The sequence below is a fragment of the Sphingomonas sp. GW821-FHT12D09 genome (genome assembly GCF_058807215.1).
On sequence record NZ_JBXAQL010000002.1, the window covers coordinates 432284 to 455705 of the forward strand.

General features: G+C 66.3%; 28 protein-coding genes. 11 read left to right on the forward strand and 17 right to left on the reverse strand.

The features are described from left to right. The first annotated feature begins 97 nt into the window (after window positions 1-97). The 5 genes from panB to AC1RPL_RS12125 all read left to right on the forward strand — a co-directional run bounded on the left by panB (window position 98) and on the right by AC1RPL_RS12125 (window position 5070). Entirely contained in the window at window positions 98-955 is an 858-nt protein-coding gene (gene panB, locus AC1RPL_RS12105) for a 3-methyl-2-oxobutanoate hydroxymethyltransferase (protein ID WP_493069544.1), read from the forward strand. A 76-nt stretch (window positions 956-1031) separates the two neighbouring features. After that, complete coding sequence (locus tag AC1RPL_RS12110; protein WP_493069545.1) at window positions 1032-1742, forward strand: tetratricopeptide repeat protein; 711 nt, start codon at window positions 1032-1034, stop codon at window positions 1740-1742. Further along, window positions 1739-3061, forward strand: coding sequence for an outer membrane protein assembly factor BamB family protein (locus tag AC1RPL_RS12115; protein ID WP_493069546.1), 1323 nt, complete (start codon window positions 1739-1741; stop codon window positions 3059-3061). Before AC1RPL_RS12110 ends, AC1RPL_RS12115 begins: the two co-directional genes overlap by 4 nt. A gap of 106 nt (window positions 3062-3167) precedes the next feature. Further along, the gene (der, locus tag AC1RPL_RS12120) at window positions 3168-4538 is read left to right on the forward strand and encodes a ribosome biogenesis GTPase Der (RefSeq protein ID WP_493069547.1); all 1371 of its coding nucleotides are present in this window, start codon (window positions 3168-3170) and stop codon (window positions 4536-4538) included. 121 nt (window positions 4539-4659) lie between these two features. Continuing rightward, on the forward strand, window positions 4660-5070 hold the full coding sequence (locus AC1RPL_RS12125) for an Hpt domain-containing protein (RefSeq protein WP_493069548.1): 411 nt from the start codon (window positions 4660-4662) through the stop codon (window positions 5068-5070). A 295-nt stretch (window positions 5071-5365) separates the two neighbouring features. On the opposite strand, the gene bfr is transcribed toward AC1RPL_RS12125, so the two are convergent. From bfr to purL, 7 genes are all read right to left on the reverse strand, one after another. Next, entirely contained in the window at window positions 5366-5848 is a 483-nt protein-coding gene (bfr, locus tag AC1RPL_RS12130; RefSeq protein WP_493069549.1) for a bacterioferritin, read from the reverse strand. Window positions 5849-5954: 106 nt separating this feature from the next. Next, a complete protein-coding gene (locus tag AC1RPL_RS12135; protein ID WP_086128692.1) occupies window positions 5955-6125 on the reverse strand; it encodes a (2Fe-2S)-binding protein in 171 nt (56 codons plus the stop codon). Between the two features lie 56 nt (window positions 6126-6181). Further along, a complete protein-coding gene (locus AC1RPL_RS12140; protein ID WP_493069550.1) occupies window positions 6182-7429 on the reverse strand; it encodes a DUF418 domain-containing protein in 1248 nt (415 codons plus the stop codon). Next, on the reverse strand, window positions 7430-7870 hold the full coding sequence (locus AC1RPL_RS12145; RefSeq protein WP_493069551.1) for a hypothetical protein: 441 nt from the start codon (window positions 7868-7870) through the stop codon (window positions 7430-7432). Between the two features lie 31 nt (window positions 7871-7901). Next, entirely contained in the window at window positions 7902-8576 is a 675-nt protein-coding gene (locus AC1RPL_RS12150) for a nitroreductase family protein (protein ID WP_493069552.1), read from the reverse strand. Window positions 8577-8632: 56 nt separating this feature from the next. After that, window positions 8633-9040 carry a hypothetical protein gene (locus AC1RPL_RS12155; protein WP_493069553.1) on the reverse strand — a complete coding sequence of 136 codons (408 nt, stop codon included), beginning with the start codon at window positions 9038-9040 and terminating at the stop codon, window positions 8633-8635. Window positions 9041-9070: 30 nt separating this feature from the next. Beyond that, window positions 9071-11290 (reverse strand): phosphoribosylformylglycinamidine synthase subunit PurL, encoded by a 2220-nt coding sequence (purL, locus tag AC1RPL_RS12160; RefSeq protein WP_493069554.1) that lies wholly within the window; start codon window positions 11288-11290, stop codon window positions 9071-9073. Window positions 11291-11572: 282 nt separating this feature from the next. On the opposite strand from purL, the gene AC1RPL_RS12165 reads away from it, so the two are divergent. Then, window positions 11573-12040: a PAS domain-containing protein gene (locus AC1RPL_RS12165; RefSeq protein ID WP_493069555.1), complete on the forward strand. Its 468-nt coding sequence runs from the start codon at window positions 11573-11575 to the stop codon at window positions 12038-12040. Here the strand turns inward: AC1RPL_RS12165 and AC1RPL_RS12170 are convergent. From AC1RPL_RS12170 to aroQ, 7 genes are all read right to left on the reverse strand, one after another. Next, complete coding sequence (locus AC1RPL_RS12170; RefSeq protein WP_493069556.1) at window positions 12024-12998, reverse strand: methyltransferase; 975 nt, start codon at window positions 12996-12998, stop codon at window positions 12024-12026. The two genes, AC1RPL_RS12165 and AC1RPL_RS12170, sit on opposite strands and share 17 nt — an antisense overlap. Window positions 12999-13077: 79 nt before the next feature. After that, on the reverse strand, window positions 13078-13956 hold the full coding sequence (locus tag AC1RPL_RS12175; protein WP_493069557.1) for an AraC family transcriptional regulator: 879 nt from the start codon (window positions 13954-13956) through the stop codon (window positions 13078-13080). Window positions 13957-14225: 269 nt separating this feature from the next. After that, window positions 14226-15311, reverse strand: a complete 1086-nt coding sequence (locus AC1RPL_RS12180; RefSeq protein ID WP_493069558.1) for a GGDEF domain-containing protein — start codon at window positions 15309-15311, stop codon at window positions 14226-14228. A gap of 142 nt (window positions 15312-15453) precedes the next feature. After that, window positions 15454-15792, reverse strand: a complete 339-nt coding sequence (gene arsC, locus AC1RPL_RS12185; protein WP_493069559.1) for an arsenate reductase (glutaredoxin) — start codon at window positions 15790-15792, stop codon at window positions 15454-15456. 99 nt (window positions 15793-15891) lie between these two features. Next, window positions 15892-17250: an acetyl-CoA carboxylase biotin carboxylase subunit gene (accC, locus tag AC1RPL_RS12190; RefSeq protein WP_493069560.1), complete on the reverse strand. Its 1359-nt coding sequence runs from the start codon at window positions 17248-17250 to the stop codon at window positions 15892-15894. A gap of 6 nt (window positions 17251-17256) precedes the next feature. Beyond that, entirely contained in the window at window positions 17257-17736 is a 480-nt protein-coding gene (gene accB / locus AC1RPL_RS12195) for an acetyl-CoA carboxylase biotin carboxyl carrier protein (RefSeq protein ID WP_493069561.1), read from the reverse strand. 34 nt (window positions 17737-17770) lie between these two features. Further along, complete coding sequence (gene aroQ, locus AC1RPL_RS12200; protein WP_493069562.1) at window positions 17771-18205, reverse strand: type II 3-dehydroquinate dehydratase; 435 nt, start codon at window positions 18203-18205, stop codon at window positions 17771-17773. An 81-nt stretch (window positions 18206-18286) separates the two neighbouring features. Between aroQ and thiS the strand changes: the two genes are divergently transcribed. The 3 genes from thiS to AC1RPL_RS12215 all read left to right on the forward strand — a co-directional run bounded on the left by thiS (window position 18287) and on the right by AC1RPL_RS12215 (window position 20543). Then, window positions 18287-19291, forward strand: a complete 1005-nt coding sequence (gene thiS / locus AC1RPL_RS12205) for a sulfur carrier protein ThiS (protein ID WP_493069563.1) — start codon at window positions 18287-18289, stop codon at window positions 19289-19291. 35 nt (window positions 19292-19326) lie between these two features. Next, window positions 19327-20085: a serine aminopeptidase domain-containing protein gene (locus tag AC1RPL_RS12210; protein ID WP_493069564.1), complete on the forward strand. Its 759-nt coding sequence runs from the start codon at window positions 19327-19329 to the stop codon at window positions 20083-20085. A gap of 203 nt (window positions 20086-20288) precedes the next feature. Further along, the gene (locus AC1RPL_RS12215) at window positions 20289-20543 is read left to right on the forward strand and encodes a hypothetical protein (protein ID WP_493069565.1); all 255 of its coding nucleotides are present in this window, start codon (window positions 20289-20291) and stop codon (window positions 20541-20543) included. Between the two features lie 138 nt (window positions 20544-20681). Here the strand turns inward: AC1RPL_RS12215 and AC1RPL_RS12220 are convergent, their stop codons facing one another. Further along, window positions 20682-21278 carry a class I SAM-dependent methyltransferase gene (locus AC1RPL_RS12220; RefSeq protein ID WP_493069566.1) on the reverse strand — a complete coding sequence of 199 codons (597 nt, stop codon included), beginning with the start codon at window positions 21276-21278 and terminating at the stop codon, window positions 20682-20684. Between the two features lie 91 nt (window positions 21279-21369). On the opposite strand from AC1RPL_RS12220, the gene AC1RPL_RS12225 reads away from it, so the two are divergent. Then, window positions 21370-21573, forward strand: coding sequence for a CsbD family protein (locus AC1RPL_RS12225; protein WP_493069567.1), 204 nt, complete (start codon window positions 21370-21372; stop codon window positions 21571-21573). A 185-nt stretch (window positions 21574-21758) separates the two neighbouring features. Here AC1RPL_RS12225 and AC1RPL_RS12230 read toward each other — a convergent pair whose 3' ends face one another. Further along, entirely contained in the window at window positions 21759-22565 is an 807-nt protein-coding gene (locus tag AC1RPL_RS12230; RefSeq protein WP_493069568.1) for an SDR family NAD(P)-dependent oxidoreductase, read from the reverse strand. 69 nt (window positions 22566-22634) lie between these two features. Here AC1RPL_RS12230 and AC1RPL_RS12235 point away from each other — a divergent pair, with 69 nt between their 5' ends. After that, complete coding sequence (locus AC1RPL_RS12235) at window positions 22635-23123, forward strand: winged helix-turn-helix transcriptional regulator (protein WP_493069569.1); 489 nt, start codon at window positions 22635-22637, stop codon at window positions 23121-23123. On the opposite strand, the gene AC1RPL_RS12240 is transcribed toward AC1RPL_RS12235, so the two are convergent. Further along, window positions 23120-23359, reverse strand: a complete 240-nt coding sequence (locus AC1RPL_RS12240; RefSeq protein WP_493069570.1) for a hypothetical protein — start codon at window positions 23357-23359, stop codon at window positions 23120-23122. The two genes, AC1RPL_RS12235 and AC1RPL_RS12240, sit on opposite strands and share 4 nt — an antisense overlap. Between the last annotated feature and the right edge of the window lie 63 nt (window positions 23360-23422).

The following is a 23422-nucleotide window of genomic DNA, read 5'->3' on the forward strand; positions in this document are numbered from 1 at the left end:
ACTCTATGTTATAAATATCAAACATTGAGTCAAGTGTATCGAACTTGCATGCTGCTCGGTGCTGGTGAGAGCCGTTTCGAGCGGCTAGAGAGCCGGCATGTCGCACGTCACCATGGACACGGCCACGAGCCGCGCAAACCCGACCCCCGCGCCGATGAAGCGGCTCACCGTCCCCGCGATCCGCGATCGCAAGGGTAAGGAGCCCGTAGTGATGCTGACCGCGTACACGACGCGGATGGCGCAGCTGCTCGATCCCCACTGCGACGTGCTGCTGGTCGGCGACAGCCTCGCCCAGGTGATCTACGGCCTGCCTTCCACGCTGCCGGTGACGCTGGAGATGATGATCGCGCACGGCGCGGCGGTGGTGCGGGGCAGCTGGCATTCGCTGGTGATCGTCGACATGCCGTTCGGCAGCTATGAGGCCAGTCCCGAACAGGCCTTTGCCTCTGCCGCGCGCGTGCTGGCGGAAACCGGCGCGGCCGGCGTCAAGCTGGAAGGCGGCGAGACGCTGGCGCCGACGGTGGAGTTTTTGACCAAGCGCGGCATCCCGGTGGTGGGGCATGTCGGCCTGACGCCCCAGGCGGTGAACGCGCTCGGCGGCTATGGCGCGCGCGGGCGCAGCAATGCCGAGCATGCCCAGATCCTCGACGATGCCCGCGCGATCGCCGCCGCCGGCGCGTTCGGAATCGTGGTCGAGGGCGTGGTGGAGACGCTGGCCAAGGAAATCACCGCGGCCGTCTCCTGCCCGGTGATCGGCATCGGCGCTTCGGCCGAGTGCGACGGCCAGGTGCTGGTGATCGACGACATGCTCGGGATGTTCGAACGCACCGCCCGGTTCGTGAAGAAATATGACGATCTGGCTGGCCGCATTTCCGCCGCGGTTGAAACCTATGCCGCCGATGTTCGGTCCCGGGCGTTTCCGGGACCCGATCAGGTCTATGCGCCGCGGGATTGACGGGCTACCGAGCGGCTATCGATTCCCGCACGGCACGGCCAGGTTCCGCGCCCGCAAGAGACGCATGAGGTAGATTTTGGCGCTTCCCCCCTCCGGTACGACAGACGAAGCCTTCCTGCGCGAAGTCGATGAGGAATATCGCCGCGCGCAGATGCTGAGCATCTGGCAGCGCTACGGCAAGCTGATCGTCGGCGCCGTCGTTGTTGGCCTGCTCGCCCTTGCCGGCTTCCTGTTCTGGCAGCACCAGACTGCGACTGCCGAGGGCAAGCGTGGCGAGCAATATGATGCGGCGCTGCGCGAGATCGAGCAGAACCAGCCCGACAAGGCGCTGCCGGAGCTCGCCAAGCTTTCGGCCAGCGGCAATAACGGCTTCGCCGCCATGGCCTCGATCGTCCAGGGCAATCAGCTGCTGCTGAAGAAGGACGTGAAGGGGGCCACCGCCAAGTTCGCCGCCGTCGCCAACAACGCCGCCTATGCCAAGACCTTCCGCGACTATGCGCTGCTTCGCCAGACCGTGGCGGAATATGACGCACTGAAGCCGGAAGTGGTGGTTTCGCGCCTGCAGGGCCTGGCCAAGCCGGATTCGGCCTGGTTCGGCAGCGCCGGCGAGATGGTCGCAACCGCGCAGATCAAGCTCGGCAAGCGTGCCGAGGCAGGCAAGCTGCTCCAGCAGATCGCCCAGGGCGGCGAGAATGTGCCGGAGACGACGCGGCAACGCGCAGTTCAGCTGGCGAGCGTATTGGGGATCGACGTCCTCGATCAGTCGAAGGAAAAGCAAGCTCAATGAACAACAAGCTGAGGGTGGCTGGGGCCCTTGCGGCACTCGCGCTGGTTAGCGGCTGCGGTGTATTCAAGGGGCAGGGCAAGAAGACGCCCGTGCTCGGCGAACGCGTTCCCATCCTGATGTCCGAGAACGACATCACCGCCGACAAGTCGCTGGCCAATGTCGATGTGATCGTGCCCGAAGCGGCCGTGAACGAGGATTGGACGCAGCCGGGCGGCAGCGCCTCGAAGTCGATGGGGCATCTTGCGCTCTCGGCCACGCCGCAGCGTGCGTGGAGCAAGGAAGTCGCCAAGACGTCCAAGAGCGAGCGGCTGGCGGCGACCCCGGTGGTCTCGGCAGGCAAGCTGTACGTGATGGACACCGCTGGTGACGTCCATGCCCTGGCCGCGGACAGCGGCAACGAGCTGTGGCGCACCTCGACCGTGAAGGCCGAGGGCAACAAGACCGCGCGGTTCGGCGGCGGTGTCAGCGTGGCCGGCGAGCATGTCTTCGCCAGCAACGGCCTGGGCGACGTAGTCGCGCTCAACGCCGCCGACGGTGCCGAGCTGTGGCGCAAGCGCCCGGGTGGTCCGCTGCGCGGCGCGCCGTCGCTCGCCAACGGCAACCTCTATGTCGTCACCCAGGACAATCAGCTCTTCGCGATGAGCCAGGAGACCGGCGACGTCAGCTGGACGGCGTCGGCCAGCCTCGAGACGCAGGGCGTGTTCGGCGTTGCAGCCCCGGCTTCGGCCCAGGGCACGCTGATCGCGGGCTTCTCCTCGGGCGAGCTCAACGCCTATCGCTATGAGAATGGCCGCTCGCTGTGGAGCGACGTGCTCTCGCGCAGCAGCATCACCACCTCGGTCTCGTCGCTCTCGGACATCGATGCCGAGCCGGTGATCGACCAGGGCCGCGTCTATGCCGTGGGCCAGGGCGGCCGCATGGTCGCGATGGACATCGCCACCGGCAACCGCATGTGGGAGCAGAACATCGCCGGCATCTCCACCCCCTGGGTGGCGGGCGAGTGGCTGTTCGTGGTGACCGACGATGCCCGGCTGATGTGCCTGTCGCGCACCAGCGGCAAGGTGCGCTGGATCGCGCAGCTCAAGCATTACAAGAACGCCAAGAAGCCGAAGAATCCCTATGGCTGGGTCGGCCCGGTCCTGGCCGGCGGCAAGCTGATCCTGGGTAATACCCGCGGCGAGCTGATCTTCGTGTCGCCTGCCGATGGCAGCGTGACGTCGACGATCGAGCTCAAGGATCCGATCTCTCTGCAGCCGGTGGTGGCGAACAACACGCTGTATATTCTGGACGACAAAGGGCGCCTGACCGCGTTCCGATAAGACGAATCCCGGCCATGGCAGGCGGGCGGGGTCGAAAGGCCCCGCCCGTTGCTTTTTGTGTTACATGCCGTTTTGCTGGGCACACACCCGATAAGAGTTTCATCCTATGGCACTGCCCACCGTCGCGATCATCGGCCGACCCAATGTCGGCAAATCGACGCTGTTCAACCGGCTTGTCGGCAAGCGGGTCGCGCTGGTCGATGACCAGCCCGGCGTGACGCGCGATCGGCGCGAGGGTGAGGCGAACCTGCTGGGCCTCGAATTCCGCATCTTCGACACCGCCGGCTATGAGGATGAGGACGCGGCGACGCTGCCCGGCCGCATGCGCCAGCAGACCGAGGCCGCGGTGCATGACGCGGACGTGGCGTTGTTCCTCATCGATTCGCGCGCGGGCATCACGCCGCTCGACGAAGAGATTGCCCGCTGGCTGCGCTCGACCGACCGGCCCATCGTGCTCGTCGCCAACAAGGCTGAGGGCCGCGCGGGCGAGACGGGCGTGATCGAGGCGATGGCGCTCGGTTTCGGCGATCCCGTTCAGCTCTCCGCCGAGCATGGCGAGGGACTTGCCGACCTGTTCGAAGTGCTGCTGCCGCATGTCGAGCGCGAAGACGTGGAAGTCGAGGAAGAGGACCCCGACAACCCGAATGCGCCGCTCAAGCTGGCGATTGTCGGCCGCCCGAACGCGGGCAAGTCGACGCTGGTGAATCGCTTCCTGGGCGAGGACCGGATGATCACCGGTCCCGAGGCCGGGATCACGCGCGATTCGATCTCGATCGATTGGCAGTGGGAAGATTTCGAGGGCAATATGCGCCCGGTCCGACTGATCGACACCGCGGGGCTGCGCAAGAAGGCGCGCGTCGAGGAGAAGCTCGAAAAGCTGTCGGTGATGGACACGTTGCGCGCGATCGACTTCGCCGAAGTGGTGGTGCTGTTGCTCGACGCGACCCGCGGGCTGGAAGTGCAGGATCTCAAGATCGCCGACCGCGTGCTCCAGGAAGGCCGCGCGCTGATCATCGCGCTCAACAAATGGGACGTGGCCGAGGATGCGTCCGGCCTGTTCAACGGCGTGAAGAAGGCGCTCGACGAGGGGCTGGCGCAGGTGAAGGGCGTGCCCTTGCTCACGGTCTCGGCCGCCACCGGCAAGGGGCTGGATACCTTGCTCAAGGTCGCGTTCGAGACCCGTGACTCCTGGTCGCGCCGCGTTTCCACCGGCCAGCTCAACCGCTGGTTCGAGCGCGCGATTGAAGCGAACCCGCCGCCCGCGCCTGGCGGCAAGCGTATCAAGCCACGCTACATCACGCAGAACAAGTCGCGCCCACCCAGCTTCGTGCTGTTCGGCACGCGCGTCGACCTGTTGCCGATGAGCTATCAGCGCTATCTGATCAACGGATTGCGCCGCGAATTCGATTTCGGCGCGGTGCCGGTGCGGCTTTCGCTGCGTGCGTCGAAAAACCCGTTCGACCACAGCAAGGATTGAGGCGACGAGCGTCGATAATCCAATCGCTTGCGTAACGATCCGGTCCCGCATCAACCTCGTGTTTACACACCGGCTCTAGATTGCCCTTGTTGCTCTGGGGGTGGAGTAGGGGAATGACACGATGACCGGCAATGTGCAGCTGGTGAATTGGGATAGCTTTTCGCAGTCGCGGAGCGAGCTCGGCAGCAATTTTGTGCGTATTCTCGGCTATTTCCGCGAGGATGGGGTGAAATCCGTCGCGCGGATCGAAGAAGCGATGCGCGGGCAGAATGCCGCGGCGATGGTGATTCCGGCGCATACGCTGAAGGGCGAGGCGCGCCAGTTCGGTGCGGATCCGCTCGCGGACCTGGCCGAGACGATCGAGATGAGCGCGCGCCTGTGCATCGAGCGCCAGGACACGCCTACCACCATTCTGGAACATGTCGTGGCGCTGCGCCCGCTCTTCGAAGAGACCCTGGCGTTGCTGGAGCGCGAATCGAACCCGCTGGTGGAGCGCCGCCCGGTGTTCGGCCGGCGTTCGCTGGCGGGCTGAACCAAAATTACGGTCATCCCGGCGAAAGCCGGGATCTCGTGCGGCTCTTGCCCTGCGCCTTCGCTGGTACGCGGCGGGTTGCAATGTAGGATTTCCCTGCTTGGCTCACGCAGCCGGGCGCAAGGCCCGGCCGCTCTTTGAAGTCGTAGGAACGATAGGATCACGCGCGCGCAAGGATGTTGCGAGATGCGCCCCTTTCCCGGGAAAACAGGGAAAATAAGCGACCGCCAGATCCGCCACAGGCGTGAACTTAGTGAACTTCCGCGAGTCGCTCCGGTGCGCGCTGTAGGAAGCCCTAGCTCGCCTCTGCAGGCTCGCTGTTGAGCTGGATGTAGTTCGCGATCCCCATGCGGCTGATCATGTCGAACTGCTTCTCCAGCGTGTCGACATGCTCTTCCTCGCTTTCGAGGATATGGGCGAACAGGTCGCGCGAGACATAGTCGCGCACGCTCTCGCAATGCTGGATCGCATCGCGCAGCAGCGGGATCGCTTCCATCTCCACCGCCAGATCGGCCTTGAGGATCTCCTCCACCGTCTCGCCGATGCGCAGGCGGCCGAGCAGCTGGAAATTGGGCAGGCCGTCGAGGAAGAGGATGCGCTCGGCCAGCTTGTCGGCGTGCTTCATCTCGTCGATCGATTCGTGGCGCTCGAGTTCGGCGAGCTTGGTGACGCCCCAATTATCGAGCAGCCGGTAATGCAGCCAATATTGGTTGATCGCGGTCAGCTCGTTCCGGAGCGCCTCGTTGAGATAGTCGAGGACCTTGGGATCGCCCTTCATGTCGCCTGCCTTTTACTTGAATTTCAGGCGGCAAACATAGGCGTGCAACCACGCCTTGGACAGTCAGAAAATGGCGGAAATCTGCGGTTTCTGGCTGTTGCGACTGTTACGCAGCAGCACGCTCCTGGGCGATGATCTCCCGTGCGAATGGCACGCATTGTCCGCACTTCGCCTGACAGCCGAGCGCCCGATAGGCTTGGCAGGCGCTGGTGGCACCTTCCCGCGCGGCTTCGCGCACATCCCGTTCCCGCAGAGCATTGCAAACGCAAACGACCATCAGACCCTCTCGTCTCTCGAATCTAGAGGTAGGGCTATTGACACTGATTCGCAAGACTATTGCGAGGCACTCGCATTACTACCTAGGGCGCCTCCGCGGATCGGTTGGAGGCTGCCGCGGGCGAGGCTGCGCCACAGCCACTCGAACGGGCCGAATCGGAAATGGGCCAGCCAGGGTTTGGACCAGAACAGGATCAGGGCCCAGATCCCGAAAACCACGGGATAGAGCTGCCAGCGGCTCAGATGGCCGTACCAACCCAGGCCATAGCCGTAGCAGAGCGTGGTGCAGATCAGGCTGGTCGCCAGATAGTTGGTGAAGGCCATGCGCCCAGCCGCTGCCAGGCGGGTGGTGAGCGGGCCGCCGGGGCGGGCAAGGAGCACGATCAGGCAGATCCATCCTGCGATCATCGGCGGGCGGACCAGCGCGGTGAGCGGCATCATCGCGGCGACCATTCGGATGTCGAAGCCCGAGGCCCATTGGCACCAGGCCAGCGCGGCATAGGCTGGCAGGCTGATTGCCCAGCAGGCCAGCAGCCAGCGGCGATAGCGCGCCGGCGCCCATTCGCCCCGCAGCATGCCGCTGCGCAGCGCCGCCATGCCGAACAGCATGTATCCCAGCGTCTCCGGCCCGAAGAAGACGAACAACCCGGCCAGCGCTCCGCCATCCTCGCGCAGCCGTTCCGCGAAGATCGGGCCATAGCCGCCGCGGTGCAGGGCCATGTCGCGGGCGATGTCGGCAGGCCTGGGGATGCCGAAAGTCAGCGCATAGTCGTGGAGCTGCGAGACCCCTGCCGGGCTCGCGTGGAGCTGGAGGATGGTGAGCGGAATGGTTGCGAACAGGACGGCGCCGAGCAGCGTCAGCATCGTGCCCATGATCAGTAGCCGCGGCACGGACAGGTCGCGCATCGCATAGGTGATCATGCCGATCAGCGCGTAGTGGGCGAGGATGTCGCCGTGCCAGACCAGGAACAGGTGGGCGAGGCCGAAGACCAGCAACCAGGCCATGCGGTGGTAATGGACCTCGGCGGGACTGCGGCCGCTCGCCTCGGCGCGCTCGATCACCAGCAGGGTAGACGCGCCGAACAGGAAGGAGAACAGCCCGCGCATCCGCCCGTCGAACAGGATGAAGTTCACTGCCCAAGTGGCCAGGTCCGCGCCCTGTGCGCCGCCATAGGCACGCGGGTTCACGTAGGCGGCCTGGGGCATGGCGAAGGCGAGGATGTTGAGCAGGAGGATGCCCAGCACCGCCACGCCGCGGACGAGATCGAGCGACGGCAGCCGCGCCGCTGCGGCAGGAACCTCCATTCAGCGCTGCGCCGCGATCCGGGCGATCGGGATGCCGACCAGCACGATGTGGCAGAAGAGCGAGATGGCCACGCTCTTCGGGTCGAGCTGGGGAAACAGGCCGGGCCAGCGCAGCGGCAGCACGACCAGGTTCATCGCCGCCCAGGTGGCCAGCCCATAGCCGGTGCCGGCAGCAGGCCAATGGGCCTTGAGCCTTGGCAGCCGGTCGGCGGCGAGGACGAAGACAGCGGCCATCCCGGCCATGATGGCGAAATGAACTGCAAGCCCCAGGACCGCGCTACCCGCGCCCCAATGCGTCGCGTCGGGGAAGGGGCCGCTCGCCACGCCGCGCAGTATCCGGTCGGGCATCCGGCCGGCCAGCACCGCCAGCAGCGCGGCGGCGGCGATGTCGAGCGTGCCGGCGACCAGTGTTGCCGTAAGGATCCGGCGTCCGGCATTCATGTCGCGTACTCCCCGTTCTCCTGGGGGCACGCTACAGCCAGGAGCTGATCTCCTCCAGCGGCTTCTTGCTTGCGATGGCCGCGGGCACGGTGGCGCCCTCTGCCGCATGGCCGGCGACGATCAGCAGGACCGGGCGCTCATTCTCGGGCCGGCGGCAGACGCGGTTGAGGAAGCGCATCGGATGCGGGGTATGGACCAAGGTGGCGACGCCTGCCGAATGCAGCGTGGCGAGCAGCAGGCCGGTGGCGATGCACACGCTCTCGGTGACGTTGTAGTTGCGCTGCTCGTCGCGCTCGTCGAGGCCGGTATAGCGCTGGGCGAAGACCGCGATCAGCCAGGGAGCCGCCTCAAGATAGGGCTTGTCGGCCTGGGTACCCAGCGGCTGCACGGCGCTGAGCCAGGCCTGGCCGCCGAGCCCGGCATAGAATTGGCGCTCTTCCTCCTCGACAGCGACGCGGATCGCCGCCTTGGCCTCGGCCGATTCGATCACGCCGAAATGCCAGGGCTGGCGGTTTGCGCCGCTGGGGGCGGAACCGGCGGCGAGCAAGGCCGCCTCGATCACTTCGCGGGGCACCGGCTGGTCGCTGAATTCGCGGCAGCTGCGGCGGGTGACCATATGGCCCAGAAAGGCGCGGGCGCGTTCGATCCGCGCCTCGTCGGTCAGTTGCGGATAGGGCTGCCAGGGAAGCGACTCATGCTCGGACATGCCATAGCATGACATTTCCAGCTTGTTTCCATCACTCAGAACTTTCCCTGAGGTGGTCAACGATTTTCCTTCCGGATCACGAGCTTGAGGCCGGACCAGGTCGCATCGACCGCACAGACCTTGATATCGACCAGCCCCCTGGGCAGCGCCACTTCCCGAATAACGTCTTCGGTGACATCGGTTTCCACCCTGGCGGCCTTTTTCGGCCAGGAGACCCAGATGAAGCCACCCCGGTCGATCAGCGCCAGCAGCGCGTCGAGCTCGCGTTCCAGCCTCTCCCGCTCGGTGACGAAGAGGTGCGCCGCCTGGAGCCCGCTGGCGGCGGCTTCATATTCCTCGATGCCCAGGCCCTGGGGATCGATCTCGGCCCGGACGCTGTCGGGCATATGGCAGAACCAGGCGCGGATGCCCGGTTTCAGGCCCAGCTTCTGGGCGAGCGGCGTGCCGGAATAGCCTTCGGTCACCTGGACCTCCTCTATTGCCGGCCCGGAAACTCATGCCAGGGCGGCGTCTGCTCCCATCAATTGTGGGAAGAATCCTTCATGGGCCGCCTTGAGATCGGTCAAGGTCACACAGAAATCGCCTTCCTCCAACTCGAAGATGATGCGGTCCTTGATCGTGCGGCCGATCGGATCGGCGAGAACGCCGGCGCGGTCGGCGGCGACGAGGAAGTCGGCGAGCGCCTCGTCCTTCACCGTGACGATGTAGAGACCCTGGTCCTCGCCGAAGAAGCTCTCCGCCACGCCGTAGGGCTGGGCCTGGTCGAGGATCGCGCCGATGCCGCTGGCCAGCGCCATCTCGGCGACGGCGACGGCCAGGCCGCCATCCGCCACGTCATGGCAGGCGCTGATCGCGCCGCTGCAGATCGCGGCGCGGATGAATGCGCCGGCGCGGCGCTCGGCCATCAGGTCGACCTTGGGGGGCGGGCCCTCTTCACGGCCATGCAGTTCGCGCAGGTAGAGCGACTGGCCGAGATGGCCCGAACGCTCGCCGACCGCGAGCAGGATGTCGCCGGTGCCCTTGAAGGCGATGGTCGCGCTCTTGGTGTAATCCTTGAGAAGCCCGATCGCGCCGATCGCCGGGGTCGGCAGGATCGCCGAGCCGCCACCGGTGGCCTTGGACTCGTTGTAGAGCGAGACGTTCCCCGAGACGATCGGGAAGTCGAGCGCGCGGCAGGCCTCCGACATGCCTTCGAGGCAGCCGACGATCTGGCCCATGATCTCGGGGCGCTGCGGATTGGCGAAGTTGAGGCAGTTGGTCACCGCCAGCGGGGTCGCGCCGACCGCCGACAGGTTGCGCCAGGCTTCCGCAATTGCCTGCTTGCCGCCCTCGACGGGGTCCGCGAAGCAATAGCGCGGGGTGCAATCGGTAGTGATCGCCAGGCCCTTGTTGCTCTCATGGACGCGAACCACCGCGGCATCGCCGCCCGGGCGTTGCACGGTGTCGGCGCCGACCATGTGGTCATATTGTTCCCAGATCCAGCGGCGCGACGCCAGGTCGGGCGTGCCGACCAGCTTGAGCAGGTCCGCGGCCGGGTCGGTGCTCTCGGGCACGTCGGTCAGCTCGGCGGGCTTGGGCGTCGGGACGTGCGGGCGGTCGTAGAGCGGCGCTTCGTCGGCCAGCGGGGCGAGCGGGATGTCGGCGACGGTGTCGCCCTTCCACTTGAGCACCATGCGGCCGGTATCGGTGACGTGGCCGATGACGGCGAAGTCGAGCTCCCACTTCTCGAAGATCGCCTTGGCGAAATCCTCGCGACCGGGCTTGAGCACCATGAGCATGCGCTCCTGGCTCTCCGACAGCATCATCTCGTACGGCGTCATGCCGGTTTCGCGCTGGGGAACATCGTCCATCACCAGCTCGATCCCGACGCCGCCCTTCGACGCCATCTCGACCGAGGACGAGGTGAGGCCGGCGGCGCCCATGTCCTGGATGGCGACGATGGCGTCCGATGCCATCAGCTCGAGGCATGCTTCGATCAGCAGCTTCTCGGTGAAAGGATCGCCGACCTGGACGGTGGGGCGCTTCTCCTCGCTATCCTCGCCGAAATCGGCCGAGGCCATGGTGGCGCCGTGGATGCCGTCGCGGCCGGTCTTCGAGCCGACATAGACGATCGGGTTGCCCACGCCGCTTGCGGCCGAATAGAAGATCTTGTCGGTATCGGCGATGCCGACGGTCATCGCGTTGACGAGGATGTTGCCGTCATACGCCTTGTGGAAATTGACTTCGCCGCCGACCGTGGGGACGCCGACGCAATTGCCATAGCCGCCGATGCCATGGACCACGCCGGCGATAAGGTGCTTCATCTTGGGGTGGTCGGGCCGGCCGAAGCGCAGCGCATTCATGTTGGCGATCGGGCGCGCGCCCATGGTGAACACGTCGCGCAGGATGCCGCCCACGCCGGTCGCCGCGCCCTGATAGGGCTCGATGTAGGACGGGTGGTTGTGGCTCTCCATCTTGAAGATCGCCGCCTGGCCGTCGCCAATGTCGACCACGCCGGCATTCTCGCCGGGGCCGCAGATCACCTGGGGCCCGGTGGTCGGCAGCTTCTTCAGATGGATGCGGCTCGACTTGTACGAGCAGTGCTCGGACCACATCACCGAGAAGATGCCCAGCTCGGTGATATTGGGCACGCGGCCCATCGCCTTCAGGACGCGCTCATATTCCTCGGGGGTGAAGCCATGCTCGGCCACGATCTCGGGGGTGATGTCAGTCATGCGACGAGCCCATAGCGAGGGCATGTGCCCGCGTCACCCCCGAGTGGGACGACGGCAGAAATCTTGAATCTCTTGGTAGTCCAACGCGTGCGCGGGGGCGGCGGGCCTTCCCCCGCGGAGAGGGCGCGGGCAGCGATGGGAAAGGCGCGGGGCATCTGCATCGCGGGCGAGCCAAGCAGGTGAAATCCTACATTTAAAGCCCGATTCGTCGCAGTCGCTCCGGACTGGACATACCCCCATGAGGGCGTAGCACAGCGGACAACAACAAGGGCGGGGGTCGTCGTGGCGCGTCACTGGATAGATCGGGTAGCCGAACCCACCGCCGGCCGGGTGCCGATGGGCTGGGCGCGCGAGTTGCACGTGGTGCCCGACAGCACCCCCGCGGTGCTCGCGCCGATGCCCGCCGCCTGGGAATGCGACCTGTCCGACGATTCGCTGCGCTGGACGCCGGGCGTGTTCGAGATCTTCGGCCTGGCGCCCAACCTGCCGGTGCGGCGCGACGATGTGGTCGCCATGTACAGCGAAGCGTCACAGGCCGAACTGGAGAGGCTGCGCAGCGAGGCGATCGCTTCTTCCGGCAGCTTTACCTTCGACGCCGAGATCCGCCGTCCCGATGGCGAGACGCGCTGGATGCGAGTGACCGCCGATGTCGAAATGCGCGGGGGGCGGGCGGCCTATCTCTACGGGCTGAAGCAGGACATCACCCATCTGAAGCGGCGCGGCGGCTCCGGATCTAGCGAAGGCGCGTGAACACCGCTGCGACGACGGCGATCCGCTCGACGTCGCGGTAAGCCGGTTTTTCGAGATCCTCGCCGAACACGTCGGGATCGAGCTCGCGGTAGCGCATCGCCCAGCCTTCCCGTGCGGCGAGATCGGCGAGCAATGCCTGGAGCCGGTCCTCGCCGCGCACGATCGCGCTGCCGGTGTAGAGCAGGAAACGGCCGGCGGGCGCGAGCCGGGAAAGCGCGTCGCGCGTCATCTGCACCGCAACTTCGGCCCCGTGCATCGCGCCGCCGTCGCGATAGTCGCGGCCGGTCTCATCGATCATATAGGGCGGGTTGGCCATGGCGAAGTCGAACGGGCCGCTCGGCGGCACTGCGCCTTCGAAACATTCCGCGGAGACGCCGGCGGCGCGGGCGTTAAGGCGGGCGAGACGATGGGCCTGCGGGTTGATGTCGGTGAGCATGGCATGCGCCCGCTCCCCGAGCTGCGCCGCGACGATCCCGCCGACGCCGCTGCCGGCGCCGATATCGAGGATTGCGGCACCCGGCGGCAGCGGCGCGTGGGTGAGTTCGGCGGCGATGCAATCGGCGAAGCGATAGCTGTCCGGCCCGAAGAACACCGAATCGATTGCGTCGGTCGGATAAGCCGAATGGAGGAAGTGCATGCCACGCAGCGTCGAGACGCGCAGGCGGCTGCGCACCAGCCCCGCCGCGGCGGGCTCGATCGCGTCGGCGGCGCGCAAGGCGGCGAGGATGGCGGGGTCGAGCGCGACTTCGGCGAAGGGCAGGCTCCAGCCGAGCGCGTCCTCCATCGTCTCGGCTACGCACCGGTCCGGACGGGCAAGAACGCGCGCATGGGTGGCTGGCGTGGGAGTGACGAAATGATAGCCGAGGGCCTGTAGCCGGGCGAGGAGCGCCAGGAGGGCGGTGTCCGCGGGGCTCGTGGCGAGGGAGGGGGCGACGGGCGCCGTGAACAATGTGGCCATGCGTGCCGAACGCGGGGTGGGGGTGCGAGTTGCGTGACTTTCAATTCCTCCCCGAGACAAGCTCGGGGAGGATTTAGTGTCACACGAGCGGCAAATATACGTCCGTCACCGCTTCGTTCGCGGGCACGTCGGGGAAGAACTTCACCCTCTGCGCGAACATCGGGAAATCGCGTAGTTCCTCGCCGCTCCTCGGCAGCCAGTCGGCATAGAGGAAGTGCGCCGGCGCGGGCAGGTCGTCGCCGGGACCCGTCAGGCGCACGACCGCGCAACGGCCGGCGGGAATCAGGCCTTCGCTGACGCCGGCATGGTTGGGCGTCACGCGGTCGGCGGCGCAGGCGATGTCAAGGCGGTGTTCCTTGGGCGGCACGCTGTCGGGGTCGTTGTGGAGGATGTTGAAGGTGGCGCTCTTCGCCGGGGGCAGGGCGTTGGCGCGGCGCCAGTCGATGAAGCGGCGGATCGTGTCGCCTATGGCCATCGGATCACCGCGATGCTCGATCAATGCGACCGGGGTGGCGGGGAAATCGACGATCGTCACATCGGCATCGGTGTAGGTCGGGGTCATGTGCTGGCTCCTTGCCTGTTCGAGCGGCGCGAGGGCCGCGGCCAAGGGAGCCCATTCCGGTGCCTGCCGAAATCCGCTCGGGCTCTGTCCGATCCGCTGCCGGAACGCGCGCGCAAAGGCCTCCGGCCCGCCGAACCCCGAGTCGAGCGCGATGTCGAGCACCGGGTCCTTTCGATAGGCGAGGGCGTGGGAGGCCCGCTTGAGGCGGGCGAGCTGGACATAGCGGTGGACGCTGATCCCGAGCAGTTCGGCGAACTGGCGGTGGAAATGGAAGCGCGAGAAGGCCGCGACGGCCGCCAGGCTGTCGATGCTCAGATCCGCATCCAGGTGCGCGTCGATGTGATCGAGCACGCGCCGCATGCGGGCGAGATAAAGCTGGCTTGGGTCGGGCTTCACGATTCCTGGTCTCCCTGCGGAGAACAGATGCCGCAAGGGGCGAGGGGGGCCTGACGGATATTGCGGAGTTTAGGGCGGCAATGACGCCCTGTCCCCCAATCCGTCATCCCCGCGAAGGCGGGGATCCAGAGCCAGGGGGGAATGCCCGCGGCTTTGCTTCGGCAGCTTCGGATAATCCCGGATCGATTGCATCGATCTTACCGCGCTACCCTGGATCCCCGCCTTCGCGGGGATGACGATAGTGGTGTGGGCCTTGCCCGGGCCTCAGCCTAAGCCGCCGAGGCCACCGGCGGCGAAGCGGAAGTGACCACCTGGTCCTTGCCGGCGTTCTTCGCGGCATAGAGCAGGTCGTCGGCGGCACGCAGGGCGTCGGCGGAATCGCCGGTGATCGTGGTGACGCCGGCCGAGAAGCTGATCCGGCCGATCGGCAAGTTGGTGGTCTGGTCGCGCAGCAGCCGGTCGCGCAGCCGGCCGCGGCTGGCGTCGAGCATGTCGGCGGCCTCCTCGGCATCACTGCCTTCGAACAGGCAGACGAACTCCTCGCCGCCATAGCGGGCGACCATCACGCGGCGGCCGAGATCCTCGCGCAGGAAGCGCGCGACGAAGCGGAGCACGCGGTCGCCGGTATGGTGGCCGTGGCGATCGTTGATCGCCTTGAAATTGTCGATGTCGCACAGCGCCAGCGTGAAGGGCGCGGCGTCGGGCTTGGCGAGCGTCTCTTCCATCCGGGCGAAGAAGCCGCGGCGATTGGGCAAGCCGGTGAGGTGGTCCTCCTCGGCCTCGCGCACCGCACGCTCGAGATCGGCGCGCAGGCGGCGCGTGTCCTCGCGCGTGCTTTCGAGCCGGCCGCCGATCTTGCGGGTGGTCTCGGCGACTTCCAGCGTGACTTCGAGCAGGCGGCGATAGGTCTCGCCCGGCGCGCTTTCCATCTGGCCGGCGGCTTCGCCGAGCGCAGTGGAATAGGCGCTGGTCGAGTTCGCGGCCTCACCCACGGCGCCGAGGCATTCGGCGACCTTGGCTTCGAGCTGGCGGGTGAGCTTCTCGAGCTTGTCGGAGGTGTCGCTGGAGGTGCAGCGCTCGACGATCCGTTCGACATCGCGGTCGCTGAGACGGCCCTTGGCCTCGATCAGATCCTCCGCCGCCCGGACGAGCGCGGCTTCGCGGCCATCGAGGAAGCGGCCGGCGAAATCGAAATTGGTGCTGCTGGGCTCGAGACCGTGCTCGAACAGGAAGGTGCCGATCTGCTCGTAGCGCAGCCGGTGGAGCGCGGCGCGGTCGAGCGAATCGCTGTCGCTGCGGCGGAACCAGGAGGTGAGGCGGTCGAGCTGCGAGTGGAGGGAGATGGGCGCGTTCATGCCCGGGTCTCGCCAAACCGCAAACCGCCGATCATGATCCTTGCCCGCATTTCCCACCCTCTTCCCAGGCGGAATTGATACGGCGGGGATCGTAATCTTCGAGTTAACCGCGCGGTGAATCCGTCAAATCGGGTAGCGAAACCTAGAGAATCTCGCGGACCTTCTCGGGCGGCCGGCCGAGGCGGACGCCCTTCTCGGTGACGACTAGGGGGCGCTCGATCAGGATCGGATTCGCCGCCATCGCATCGAGGATCGCGTCGTCATCCGCGCTTTTCAAAGGCTTGGCGGCATCCTCCGCAGTGCGCAGGCCCTCACGCGGGGTCATCCCGGCGCGCTGGTAGAGGTCCTTGAGCTTCGCGCGACTCGGCGAAGTCTTGAGATACTCGACGATCGCGACCTCGAGGCCCGGCGTTCCGTTGAGGATCGCCAGGGCCTCGCGCGACTTGGAGCAGCGGGGATTGTGGTAGATCGTCGCTTTCATTCGTCTTCTTTCGTCACCCCGGCAAAAGCCGGGGCCCAGAGCCCCGAGCGGCATGGCAGAGAAACCCTGGGCCCCGGCTCTCGCTGGGCTGACGGAGTATCAGTTGGCGTCGTCCTGCCGCGCCAGCCATTCTTCGAGCCACTTGATCGTATAGTCGCCCTTCTGGAAGTCGGGGTCGTCGAGCAGCGCCTGGTGGAGGGGAATGGTGGTCTTCATCCCGTCGATCACGAACTCCTCGAGCGCGCGGCGGAGACGGCGGAGCGCTCCCTGGCGGGTGGTGCCGTAGACGATCAGCTTGGCGATCATCGAGTCGTAATAGGGCGGCACCTTGTAGCCGGTGTAGAGGCCCGAATCGACGCGGACGTTCATGCCGCCCGGCGCGTGATAGCCCTTCACCAGGCCCGGCGAGGGGGCGAAGGTACGCGGGTCCTCGGCGTTGATGCGGCACTCGATCGCATGGCCGCGGAACTGGACGTCTTCCTGGCGCAGCGTCAGGCCGTGGCCTTCGGCGACGCGGATCTGCTCGCGGACCAGGTCGAGGCCGGTGATCGCCTCGGTCACCGGATGCTCCACCTGCAGGCGAGTGTTCATCTCGATGAAGTAGAACTCGCCGTCTTCCCACAGGAACTCGATCGTGCCGGCGCCGCGATAGCCCATGTCGGCCATCGCCTTGGCACAGATGCTGCCGATGCGTGCGCGGTCGTCGGCGCCGAGAACGGGCGAGGGGGCCTCTTCGAGCACCTTCTGGTGGCGGCGCTGTAGCGAGCAGTCGCGCTCGCCCAGATGGATGGCGTTGCCATTGCCGTCGCCGAACACCTGGATCTCGATGTGGCGCGGATTGCCGAGATACTTTTCGAGATAGACGGTGGCGTCGCCGAACGCGGCCTTCGCCTCGCTGCCTGCCTGGAGCATCTGTGCTTCGAGATCGGCAGGGTTGGTGACGACCTTCATGCCGCGGCCGCCGCCGCCCGATGCCGCCTTGATGATCACCGGATAGCCGGCGGCTTCCGCGATCAGCTTGGCTTCCTCGACATCGCTGATCGCGCCGTCCGAGCCGGGGACGAGCGGCAGGCCGAGCGCGCCGGCGGTGCGCTTCGCCTCGATCTTGTCGCCCATCGTGCGGATATGCTCGGGCTTGGGCCCGACGAAGATGATGCCGTGTGCCTCGACGATCTCGGCGAACTTGGCGTTCTCCGAGAGGAAGCCATAGCCCGGATGGATCGCGTCGGCGCCCGAGATCTCGGCGGCGGCGATGATCCGGTCGATCTTCAGATAGCTCTCGGCCGCGGCCGGCGGCCCGATGCAGATCGCCTCGTCGGCGAGGCGTACGTGCATCGCATCGGAATCGGCGGTGGAGTGCACCGCGACCGTCTTGATGCCCATCTCGTGGCAAGCGCGGTGGATGCGCAGGGCTATCTCGCCGCGATTGGCGATCAGGAGCTTCTTGATCTCTGGCAAGGTGCTTTACTCGACGACGACGAGGGGCTGGTCGAACTCGACGGGCTGGCCATTGTCGACCAGGATCGCCTTGACCGTGCCGGCCGAGGAGGCGTGGATCGGGTTCATCACCTTCATCGCCTCGATGATCACCAGCGTGTCGCCGGCCTTCACCTGCTGGCCGACCGCGACGAAATTAGCCGCTTCGGGGTTGGGCGCCAGATAGACGGTGCCGACCATCGGCGACTTGACGGCGTTCAGCGCCGCGACCGGCGCGGCCTCGGCGGCGGCAACTGGCGCGGCCGCGGGCGCAGCCGCCACAGGCGAGGCCATCGGCGCATGCATGATCGCCGGAGCGGCCTGCACGGTGCGCGCGACGCGGACCTTGCGATCGGCGTCCTCGACTTCGATTTCGGTGAGGTTCGTCTCATCGAGCACTGCGGCGAGCTGGCGCACCAACTCGATATCCACCTGCATGGCGCCCGTCTTTTCGTTCTTATCTGCCATTTGATCTCGTCTTCCGATGAAACCGCGCCCTTTGTCAGAGGTGCGCGGCGGCTTCAAGCGCAAGCATGTAGGATAGCGTCCCGAAACCGGCGATGGTTCCCTTGGCGGCCATGCCGACATAGCTGTGGTGGCGAAACTCCTCCCGGGTGAGCGGGTTGGAGAGATGGACTTCGAGGACCGGCGTCTTGATCGCGCGGATCGCATCGTAGAGCGCCAGGCTGGTATGGGTGAAGGCGCCGGCGTTGAGCAGTACCGCCTTCGCCTTGTATGCCTGGGCCTCGTGCAGCCAGTCGATCAGGTGCCCCTCATGGTTGGACTGGCGCAGGTCGATCTGAAGCCCCAGCTCCTTCGCACGGTCCTCCAGGCGCCCGGCAATGTCGTCGAGCGTGTCCGAACCGTAGATCTCCGGCTCGCGCAGTCCCAGCAGATTGAGGTTGGGACCGTTGAGGACGTAGATCGTATCGGCCAAGGCCTAGCCTTTCGGTTGCGGGCGCGGGAGCGGCTTCCCTATATGAGCCCGCGCTCCCGATCAAATATCCAAGGACAGTTCATGCACAGCGACGGCACCGTCTCCATCATCGTCAACGGCGAGCACAAGCGCGTGACGGCCGGCCTGACCATCGCGCAGCTGGCCGAAGTGCTTGGGCTGGTGCCCGCCAAGCTGGCGGTGGAGCGCAATCTCGAAGTGGTGCCGCGCTCGACGCTGGACCAGGTTATCGTCGAGGATGGCGACGAGCTGGAGATCGTCCATTTCGTAGGCGGCGGCGACCATGGCCGGCCAGTGGACGACGATAGCTGGACGGTGGCGGGCAAGACCTTCCGCTCGCGGCTGATCGTCGGCACCGGCAAGTACAAGGATTTCGAGCAGAACGCGGCCGCCGTGGCGGCAAGCGGCGCCGAGATCGTCACCGTGGCGGTGCGCCGGGTGAATGTCAGCGATCCCAATGCGCCGATGCTCACCGACTATATCGACCCGAAGAAGATCACCTACCTCCCCAACACCGCGGGTTGTTTCGATGCCGAATCGGCGATTCGCACGCTGCGCCTGGCGCGCGAGGCGGGGGGCTGGGAGCTGGTGAAATTGGAAGTGCTCGGCGAGGCGCGGACGCTCTACCCGGACATGGTCGAAACGCTGCGGGCGACGGAGATCCTCGCCAAGGAAGGCTTCAAGCCGATGGTCTATTGCGTCGACGATCCCATCGCGGCGAAGCGGCTGGAGGATGTCGGCGCGGTGGCGATCATGCCGCTGGGCGCGCCGATCGGTTCGGGGCTGGGCATCCAGAACCGCGTGACGATCCGGCTGATCGTCGAGGGCGCCAAGGTGCCGGTGCTGGTCGATGCCGGCGTCGGCTCGGCAAGCGACGCGGCAATCGGCATGGAACTGGGCTGCGACGGCATCCTGATGAACACCGCGATCGCCGAGGCCAAGGACCCGATCCTGATGGCGGCGGCAATGAAGGCGGCGGTGGAGGCCGGGCGGCTCTCCTATCGCGCCGGGCGCATGGCCAAGCGGCGCTATGCCGATCCGTCGAGCCCGCTGGCGGGGCTGATCTGATGCGCAGGGCAGGATTGGGCGGGGCAGCCGCGGCGTTGACGCTGCTTTCGCTCTCGGCCTGCCATCCCAAGCCTGCCAATGTGCCCAAGGAAACCCGCGCGATCTCGGCCGAGCCGGTGACGCTCACCGCGGCTGACGGGGTGAAGGTGTCCGGGGTCTACACCAGCGTGGAGAAGCCCAAGGCCCTGATCCTGCTCTTCCACCAGGCCGAATCGAGCAAGGACGAATATGCCATCATCGCGCCGCGGCTGGCGACCTGGGGCTATGCCTCGCTGCGCATCGACCAGCGGGCGGGCGGGGACCTGTTCGGCGGCAACGAGACGGCGCGGGGGCTCGGCGTGCCCAAGGGGCATGTCGCGACTTCAGCGGAATATCTGGCGGCCAAGCCGGATCTCGAGGCGGCACTCGCCTGGGCCGAGGCGAAGAAGCTGCCGGTGATCCTGTGGGGAAGCAGCTATTCGGCGTCGCTGGCGTTCCTGCTCGCGGCCGAGCATCCGGGGGCGGTGAAGGCCGTGATGGCATTCTCGCCGGGCGAGTATTTCGATGACAAGACCCTGGTGGCGCGCGCGGCGGCGAAGGTGAAGGCGCCGGTATTCGCCACGTCCGCGCAGGATGGGCACGAGATCGACGCCACCCGCGACATCCTCGCCGCGGTGCCGGGGGCGAAGGAACAGTTCGTGCCAAAACAGGGCGGGGTGCATGGCGCTTCGACGCTACTACGCGCGAAGAACAAGGATGGTGCCGAACCAGTATGGGCGGCGGTGATCGCATTCCTGGGGAAAGTGGCTCCCTGACCCCGGCTGTCACACTGCGGTGACGATCATGATCGCATGCAGCAGCCCGAGGACATCAAATCAGCCTTTGGTCTCGGCTGGAGGTCGGGGGAGCAGGTATCTGCGCCGCGGCAAATAGAGAATTGTGCCATTTCTCTTTCCCAAAGTAATATGATAGCTTTGTATTGGATCGTGAGGTCTTTCTATCGTTTGGGGGGAATAACATGAATATCTTTGGCATGATCACGGGTGTTCTCAATCGTATTTCGAAGGTTCCGTCCGTACCTTTTGGCTTCAATTCGGGTGCCGGCAACGCGCATGTGCCGACAGGCGGGCAGATCTGGCCGCCCCGCGAAGCCGAGGACGTCGTTGGCGAGGCCGCCGAAGGCGGCGGTGCCGCACCCGCTGGGGGCGCCGCAGTCGGAGAGGCTGCCGAAGTCGAAGAACTTGCGGAAGGTGCCGCGATAATCGCTGCGTGACCGTGGGCGCGGGCCGGCCCCACGAACCTGACTAACCGACACCGCCAAAGCGGGACCCAGTTTCTTCCCGTCAGTACGCACGGCAACTGGCAGCCTGCTTTCGCGGTGTAACGGATAGCGAAGCGGTGGCGACATGTCTCAGTGCGGCTTGCGCACCAGCCACACGCTTCGCCCGCCCGCGCCGGCATGCTCCGGCGCATAGGCGACTTCGAACAACCCTGTCCGCGCGAACACCGCGCGATATTCCGCCGGGTCGGCGCTGGCGTGGTAGAGTTCCTCGCCGAACTGCTCGCCCATCGCAGTGCCGCGCCCGGGGCCGGTGTTGAACAGCAGGGCGCCGCCCGGCGAAAGCCAGGCAGCCAGCCGCTCGAGCAGCGACAATTGGTCGTCGGCGGGCAGGTGGAACAGGCTGTCCCAGGCGATCATCCCGCCGAACTGGCGGTCGAGCACGACGCGGCGCATGTCGCTGACGATCCAGCGCTCGCGCGGGAAGCGGGTGCGGCACAGCGCGATCATCTTCTCCGACGTATCGATGCCGGTGATCGGGTGGCGATGATCATGGAGGTAGCGCGCGATCGGTTCGCCGGCGCCGCATCCCAGGTCGAGCACCGCCGCGCCCTTGGCGACGCCGAGCAGGAAGCGATCGAGCCAGGCGCGTTCGACAAAGGCCTTGCGCCGGGCATCGTCGAAGGCGTGCGCATGGCGCTCATAATGTTCGGCAATCCGATCAGGCATGACGGAACCCATTTCCTGCGCGGACCGTTGTTTCAGTTGAACGGATCACAAGCGCGGCCAAGCGCCAATCCACGGCTAGGAGTTTGAAATCATGGGTGAACTTACCGACAAGATCAAGGGCAATGTCAACGAGCTGGTCGGCAAGGCCAAGCAGGCGGTGGCGGGCGATCCCGCCGATCCGCAGCGCACCCATGCCGACGACAAGCTCGATGCCGAGGGCAAGACCCAGGAGCTGAAGGGCAAGGGCCAGCAGTTCGTCGGCTCGGTCAAGGGCGCGCTGGGCGACGACATCTAAGCATTACGTGCCGGCAAGGCATCGAGGGCCGCTCCGGGAGACCGGGGCGGCCCTCTTCGTTTGCGCAGGCTTGGGGCATGGGATGCCCATAAACCGTCATCCCGGCGAAAGCCGGCCCAGCGTTACAAGCGATGCCGCAGAGAAACCCTGGGCCCCGGCTTTCGCCGGGGTGACGATCGAGTGGCTCAGGCCGCCACCGTTTCGCGATAGCGCGGGGCCACGTCGCGCTTCGACAGGTTCGGGGCCATCGCCAGGCGCGCCGCGTCATAGGTGGTATATTGCCCCTCATCGGCGAGCGGCGGGATCGTCACTGTCTCGCCCTTGTCGAAGCCAGTGAGCGCGGCATCGACCAGATCGTCCACTTCCATCACGAAATCGGGCGGGAAGCTGTCGACATCCTTACCGGACTTCGCCCAGATCTCGGTGCGGGTGGCGCCGGGGAGGACCGCCTGGACGCGCACGCCCAGCGGCTCGAGCTGCGCAGCGAGCGAGAGCGAGATGTTGAGCAGGAAGGCCTTGGAGCCCGAATAGGTGCCGTCGAACATCTCGGGCGCGAAGGCGAGGACCGAGGCGATATTGACGATCGCGCCCGTGCCGCGTGCCTTGAACGCGCGTCCGGCCGCAGAGGCGAGCAGCGCGGGGGCGGTGATGTTGAGCGCGATCAGCCGCTCGATCGCGGGGGCTTCGTTGTCGAGCAGCCCGCCGTTCAGCGACATGCCGGCATTGTTGAGCAGCAGGGTGATGCTGGCGTCGGTGGCGAGGCGCTTCGCCACGCGGTCGAGGTCGTCGCCATCGGTAAGGTCGGCGGGAAGGACTTCGATGCTGCGGCCGGTCTCGGCGGTCAGGCGGTCGGCAAGTGCCTGCATGCGTGCCGCGTCCCGCGCGACGAGGATCAGGTCGTGGCCGCGGCGGGCCAGGCGATCGGCATAGACGGCGCCGATCCCGGTGGAGGCCCCGGTGATGAGGGCGGTGCCGAGCGAAGAAACAGTCATGGTTCGTCTCCGATGCGGCCCGGAGATCGAGTCGCTTGCATTTTAATAGTAACTCACTATCATTATGCAATGGACTCGAATGAGGAAAAATCGCGGACATGCTGTCCGGTTGCCCGCGGGCTCGCCAAGGTGGGGGATGCGTGGAGCATGCTGATCCTGCGCGACCTGAGCCTGGGGCTCAGCCGGTTCGAGGAATTGCGCGTCAGCCTGGGCATCGCGCCGAACATCCTCACCGCGCGGTTGCGCGCGCTGGGCGAAGCGGGGCTGGTGGTGAAAAGACGATATAGCGAACGCCCGCCGCGAGACGAATATGTGCTGAGCGATGCCGGCCGGGATTTCCTGCCGGTGCTGCACGTGATCGGCGAATGGGGCCGGCGCCACAATGGCGAAGGCGGCACCAGCCGGCTGGTCGATATCGAAAGCGATACGCTGGTCGAGCCGGTGGTGATCGATCGGCTCACCGGCAAGCCGCTGGCGGGCGCGAAGCTGCGCCTGGCGCAGCCGGACGATCCGCTGGTTTCAGGCGCGGCGCCGAAGCGCGGCTGGCTGCTCGATTAGTCCGGAACGTAGAACGACCAGAGATCGCTCTGCAGCTTCACCGCGGCGAAGCGCGTCGGCTTGGTCCGCGGGCCGATCTCGCAGATCATGTACGACAGGATGTCCGACGAAACGAGCGGATCGGGCAGGCGCACCGTCTCGGCGTTGAGCCAGCGCCATTCTTCCTGCCAGACCCGGTGGTTCTGGATGGTAAGACGGTCGCCCTTCTGTCCGACGTGCAGGTGCCGCCAGCGCATGTGTTCAGCCTCTTCGATTGCCCTGTCCACATTATAGCGGGGACAGGGCAGTCAAAGCCGGGT

Bases quoted from the DNA above. Each gene is read 5' to 3' on its own strand.
- AC1RPL_RS12180 (WP_493069558.1), bottom strand. From the start codon at position 15,311: ATGAACGCGCCCATCTCCCTCCACTCGCAGCTCGACCGCCTCACCTCC.
- AC1RPL_RS12145 (WP_493069551.1), bottom strand. From the start codon at position 7,870: ATGAATGCCGGACGCCGGATCCTTACGGCAACACTGGTCGCCGGCACG.
- AC1RPL_RS12235 (WP_493069569.1), top strand. From the start codon at position 22,635: ATGGACTCGAATGAGGAAAAATCGCGGACATGCTGTCCGGTTGCCCGC.
- AC1RPL_RS12240 (WP_493069570.1), bottom strand. From the start codon at position 23,359: ATGCGCTGGCGGCACCTGCACGTCGGACAGAAGGGCGACCGTCTTACC.
- thiS (WP_493069563.1), top strand. From the start codon at position 18,287: ATGCACAGCGACGGCACCGTCTCCATCATCGTCAACGGCGAGCACAAG.
- AC1RPL_RS12150 (WP_493069552.1), bottom strand. From the start codon at position 8,576: ATGTCCGAGCATGAGTCGCTTCCCTGGCAGCCCTATCCGCAACTGACC.
- AC1RPL_RS12125 (WP_493069548.1), top strand. From the start codon at position 4,660: ATGACCGGCAATGTGCAGCTGGTGAATTGGGATAGCTTTTCGCAGTCG.
- arsC (WP_493069559.1), bottom strand. From the start codon at position 15,792: ATGAAAGCGACGATCTACCACAATCCCCGCTGCTCCAAGTCGCGCGAG.
- accB (WP_493069561.1), bottom strand. From the start codon at position 17,736: ATGGCAGATAAGAACGAAAAGACGGGCGCCATGCAGGTGGATATCGAG.
- AC1RPL_RS12115 (WP_493069546.1), top strand. From the start codon at position 1,739: ATGAACAACAAGCTGAGGGTGGCTGGGGCCCTTGCGGCACTCGCGCTG.
- der (WP_493069547.1), top strand. From the start codon at position 3,168: ATGGCACTGCCCACCGTCGCGATCATCGGCCGACCCAATGTCGGCAAA.
- AC1RPL_RS12170 (WP_493069556.1), bottom strand. From the start codon at position 12,998: ATGGCCACATTGTTCACGGCGCCCGTCGCCCCCTCCCTCGCCACGAGC.
- AC1RPL_RS12140 (WP_493069550.1), bottom strand. From the start codon at position 7,429: ATGGAGGTTCCTGCCGCAGCGGCGCGGCTGCCGTCGCTCGATCTCGTC.
- AC1RPL_RS12215 (WP_493069565.1), top strand. From the start codon at position 20,289: ATGAATATCTTTGGCATGATCACGGGTGTTCTCAATCGTATTTCGAAG.
- purL (WP_493069554.1), bottom strand. From the start codon at position 11,290: ATGACTGACATCACCCCCGAGATCGTGGCCGAGCATGGCTTCACCCCC.
- AC1RPL_RS12225 (WP_493069567.1), top strand. From the start codon at position 21,370: ATGGGTGAACTTACCGACAAGATCAAGGGCAATGTCAACGAGCTGGTC.
- AC1RPL_RS12230 (WP_493069568.1), bottom strand. From the start codon at position 22,565: ATGACTGTTTCTTCGCTCGGCACCGCCCTCATCACCGGGGCCTCCACC.
- bfr (WP_493069549.1), bottom strand. From the start codon at position 5,848: ATGAAGGGCGATCCCAAGGTCCTCGACTATCTCAACGAGGCGCTCCGG.
- AC1RPL_RS12135 (WP_086128692.1), bottom strand. From the start codon at position 6,125: ATGGTCGTTTGCGTTTGCAATGCTCTGCGGGAACGGGATGTGCGCGAA.
- AC1RPL_RS12220 (WP_493069566.1), bottom strand. From the start codon at position 21,278: ATGCCTGATCGGATTGCCGAACATTATGAGCGCCATGCGCACGCCTTC.
- panB (WP_493069544.1), top strand. From the start codon at position 98: ATGTCGCACGTCACCATGGACACGGCCACGAGCCGCGCAAACCCGACC.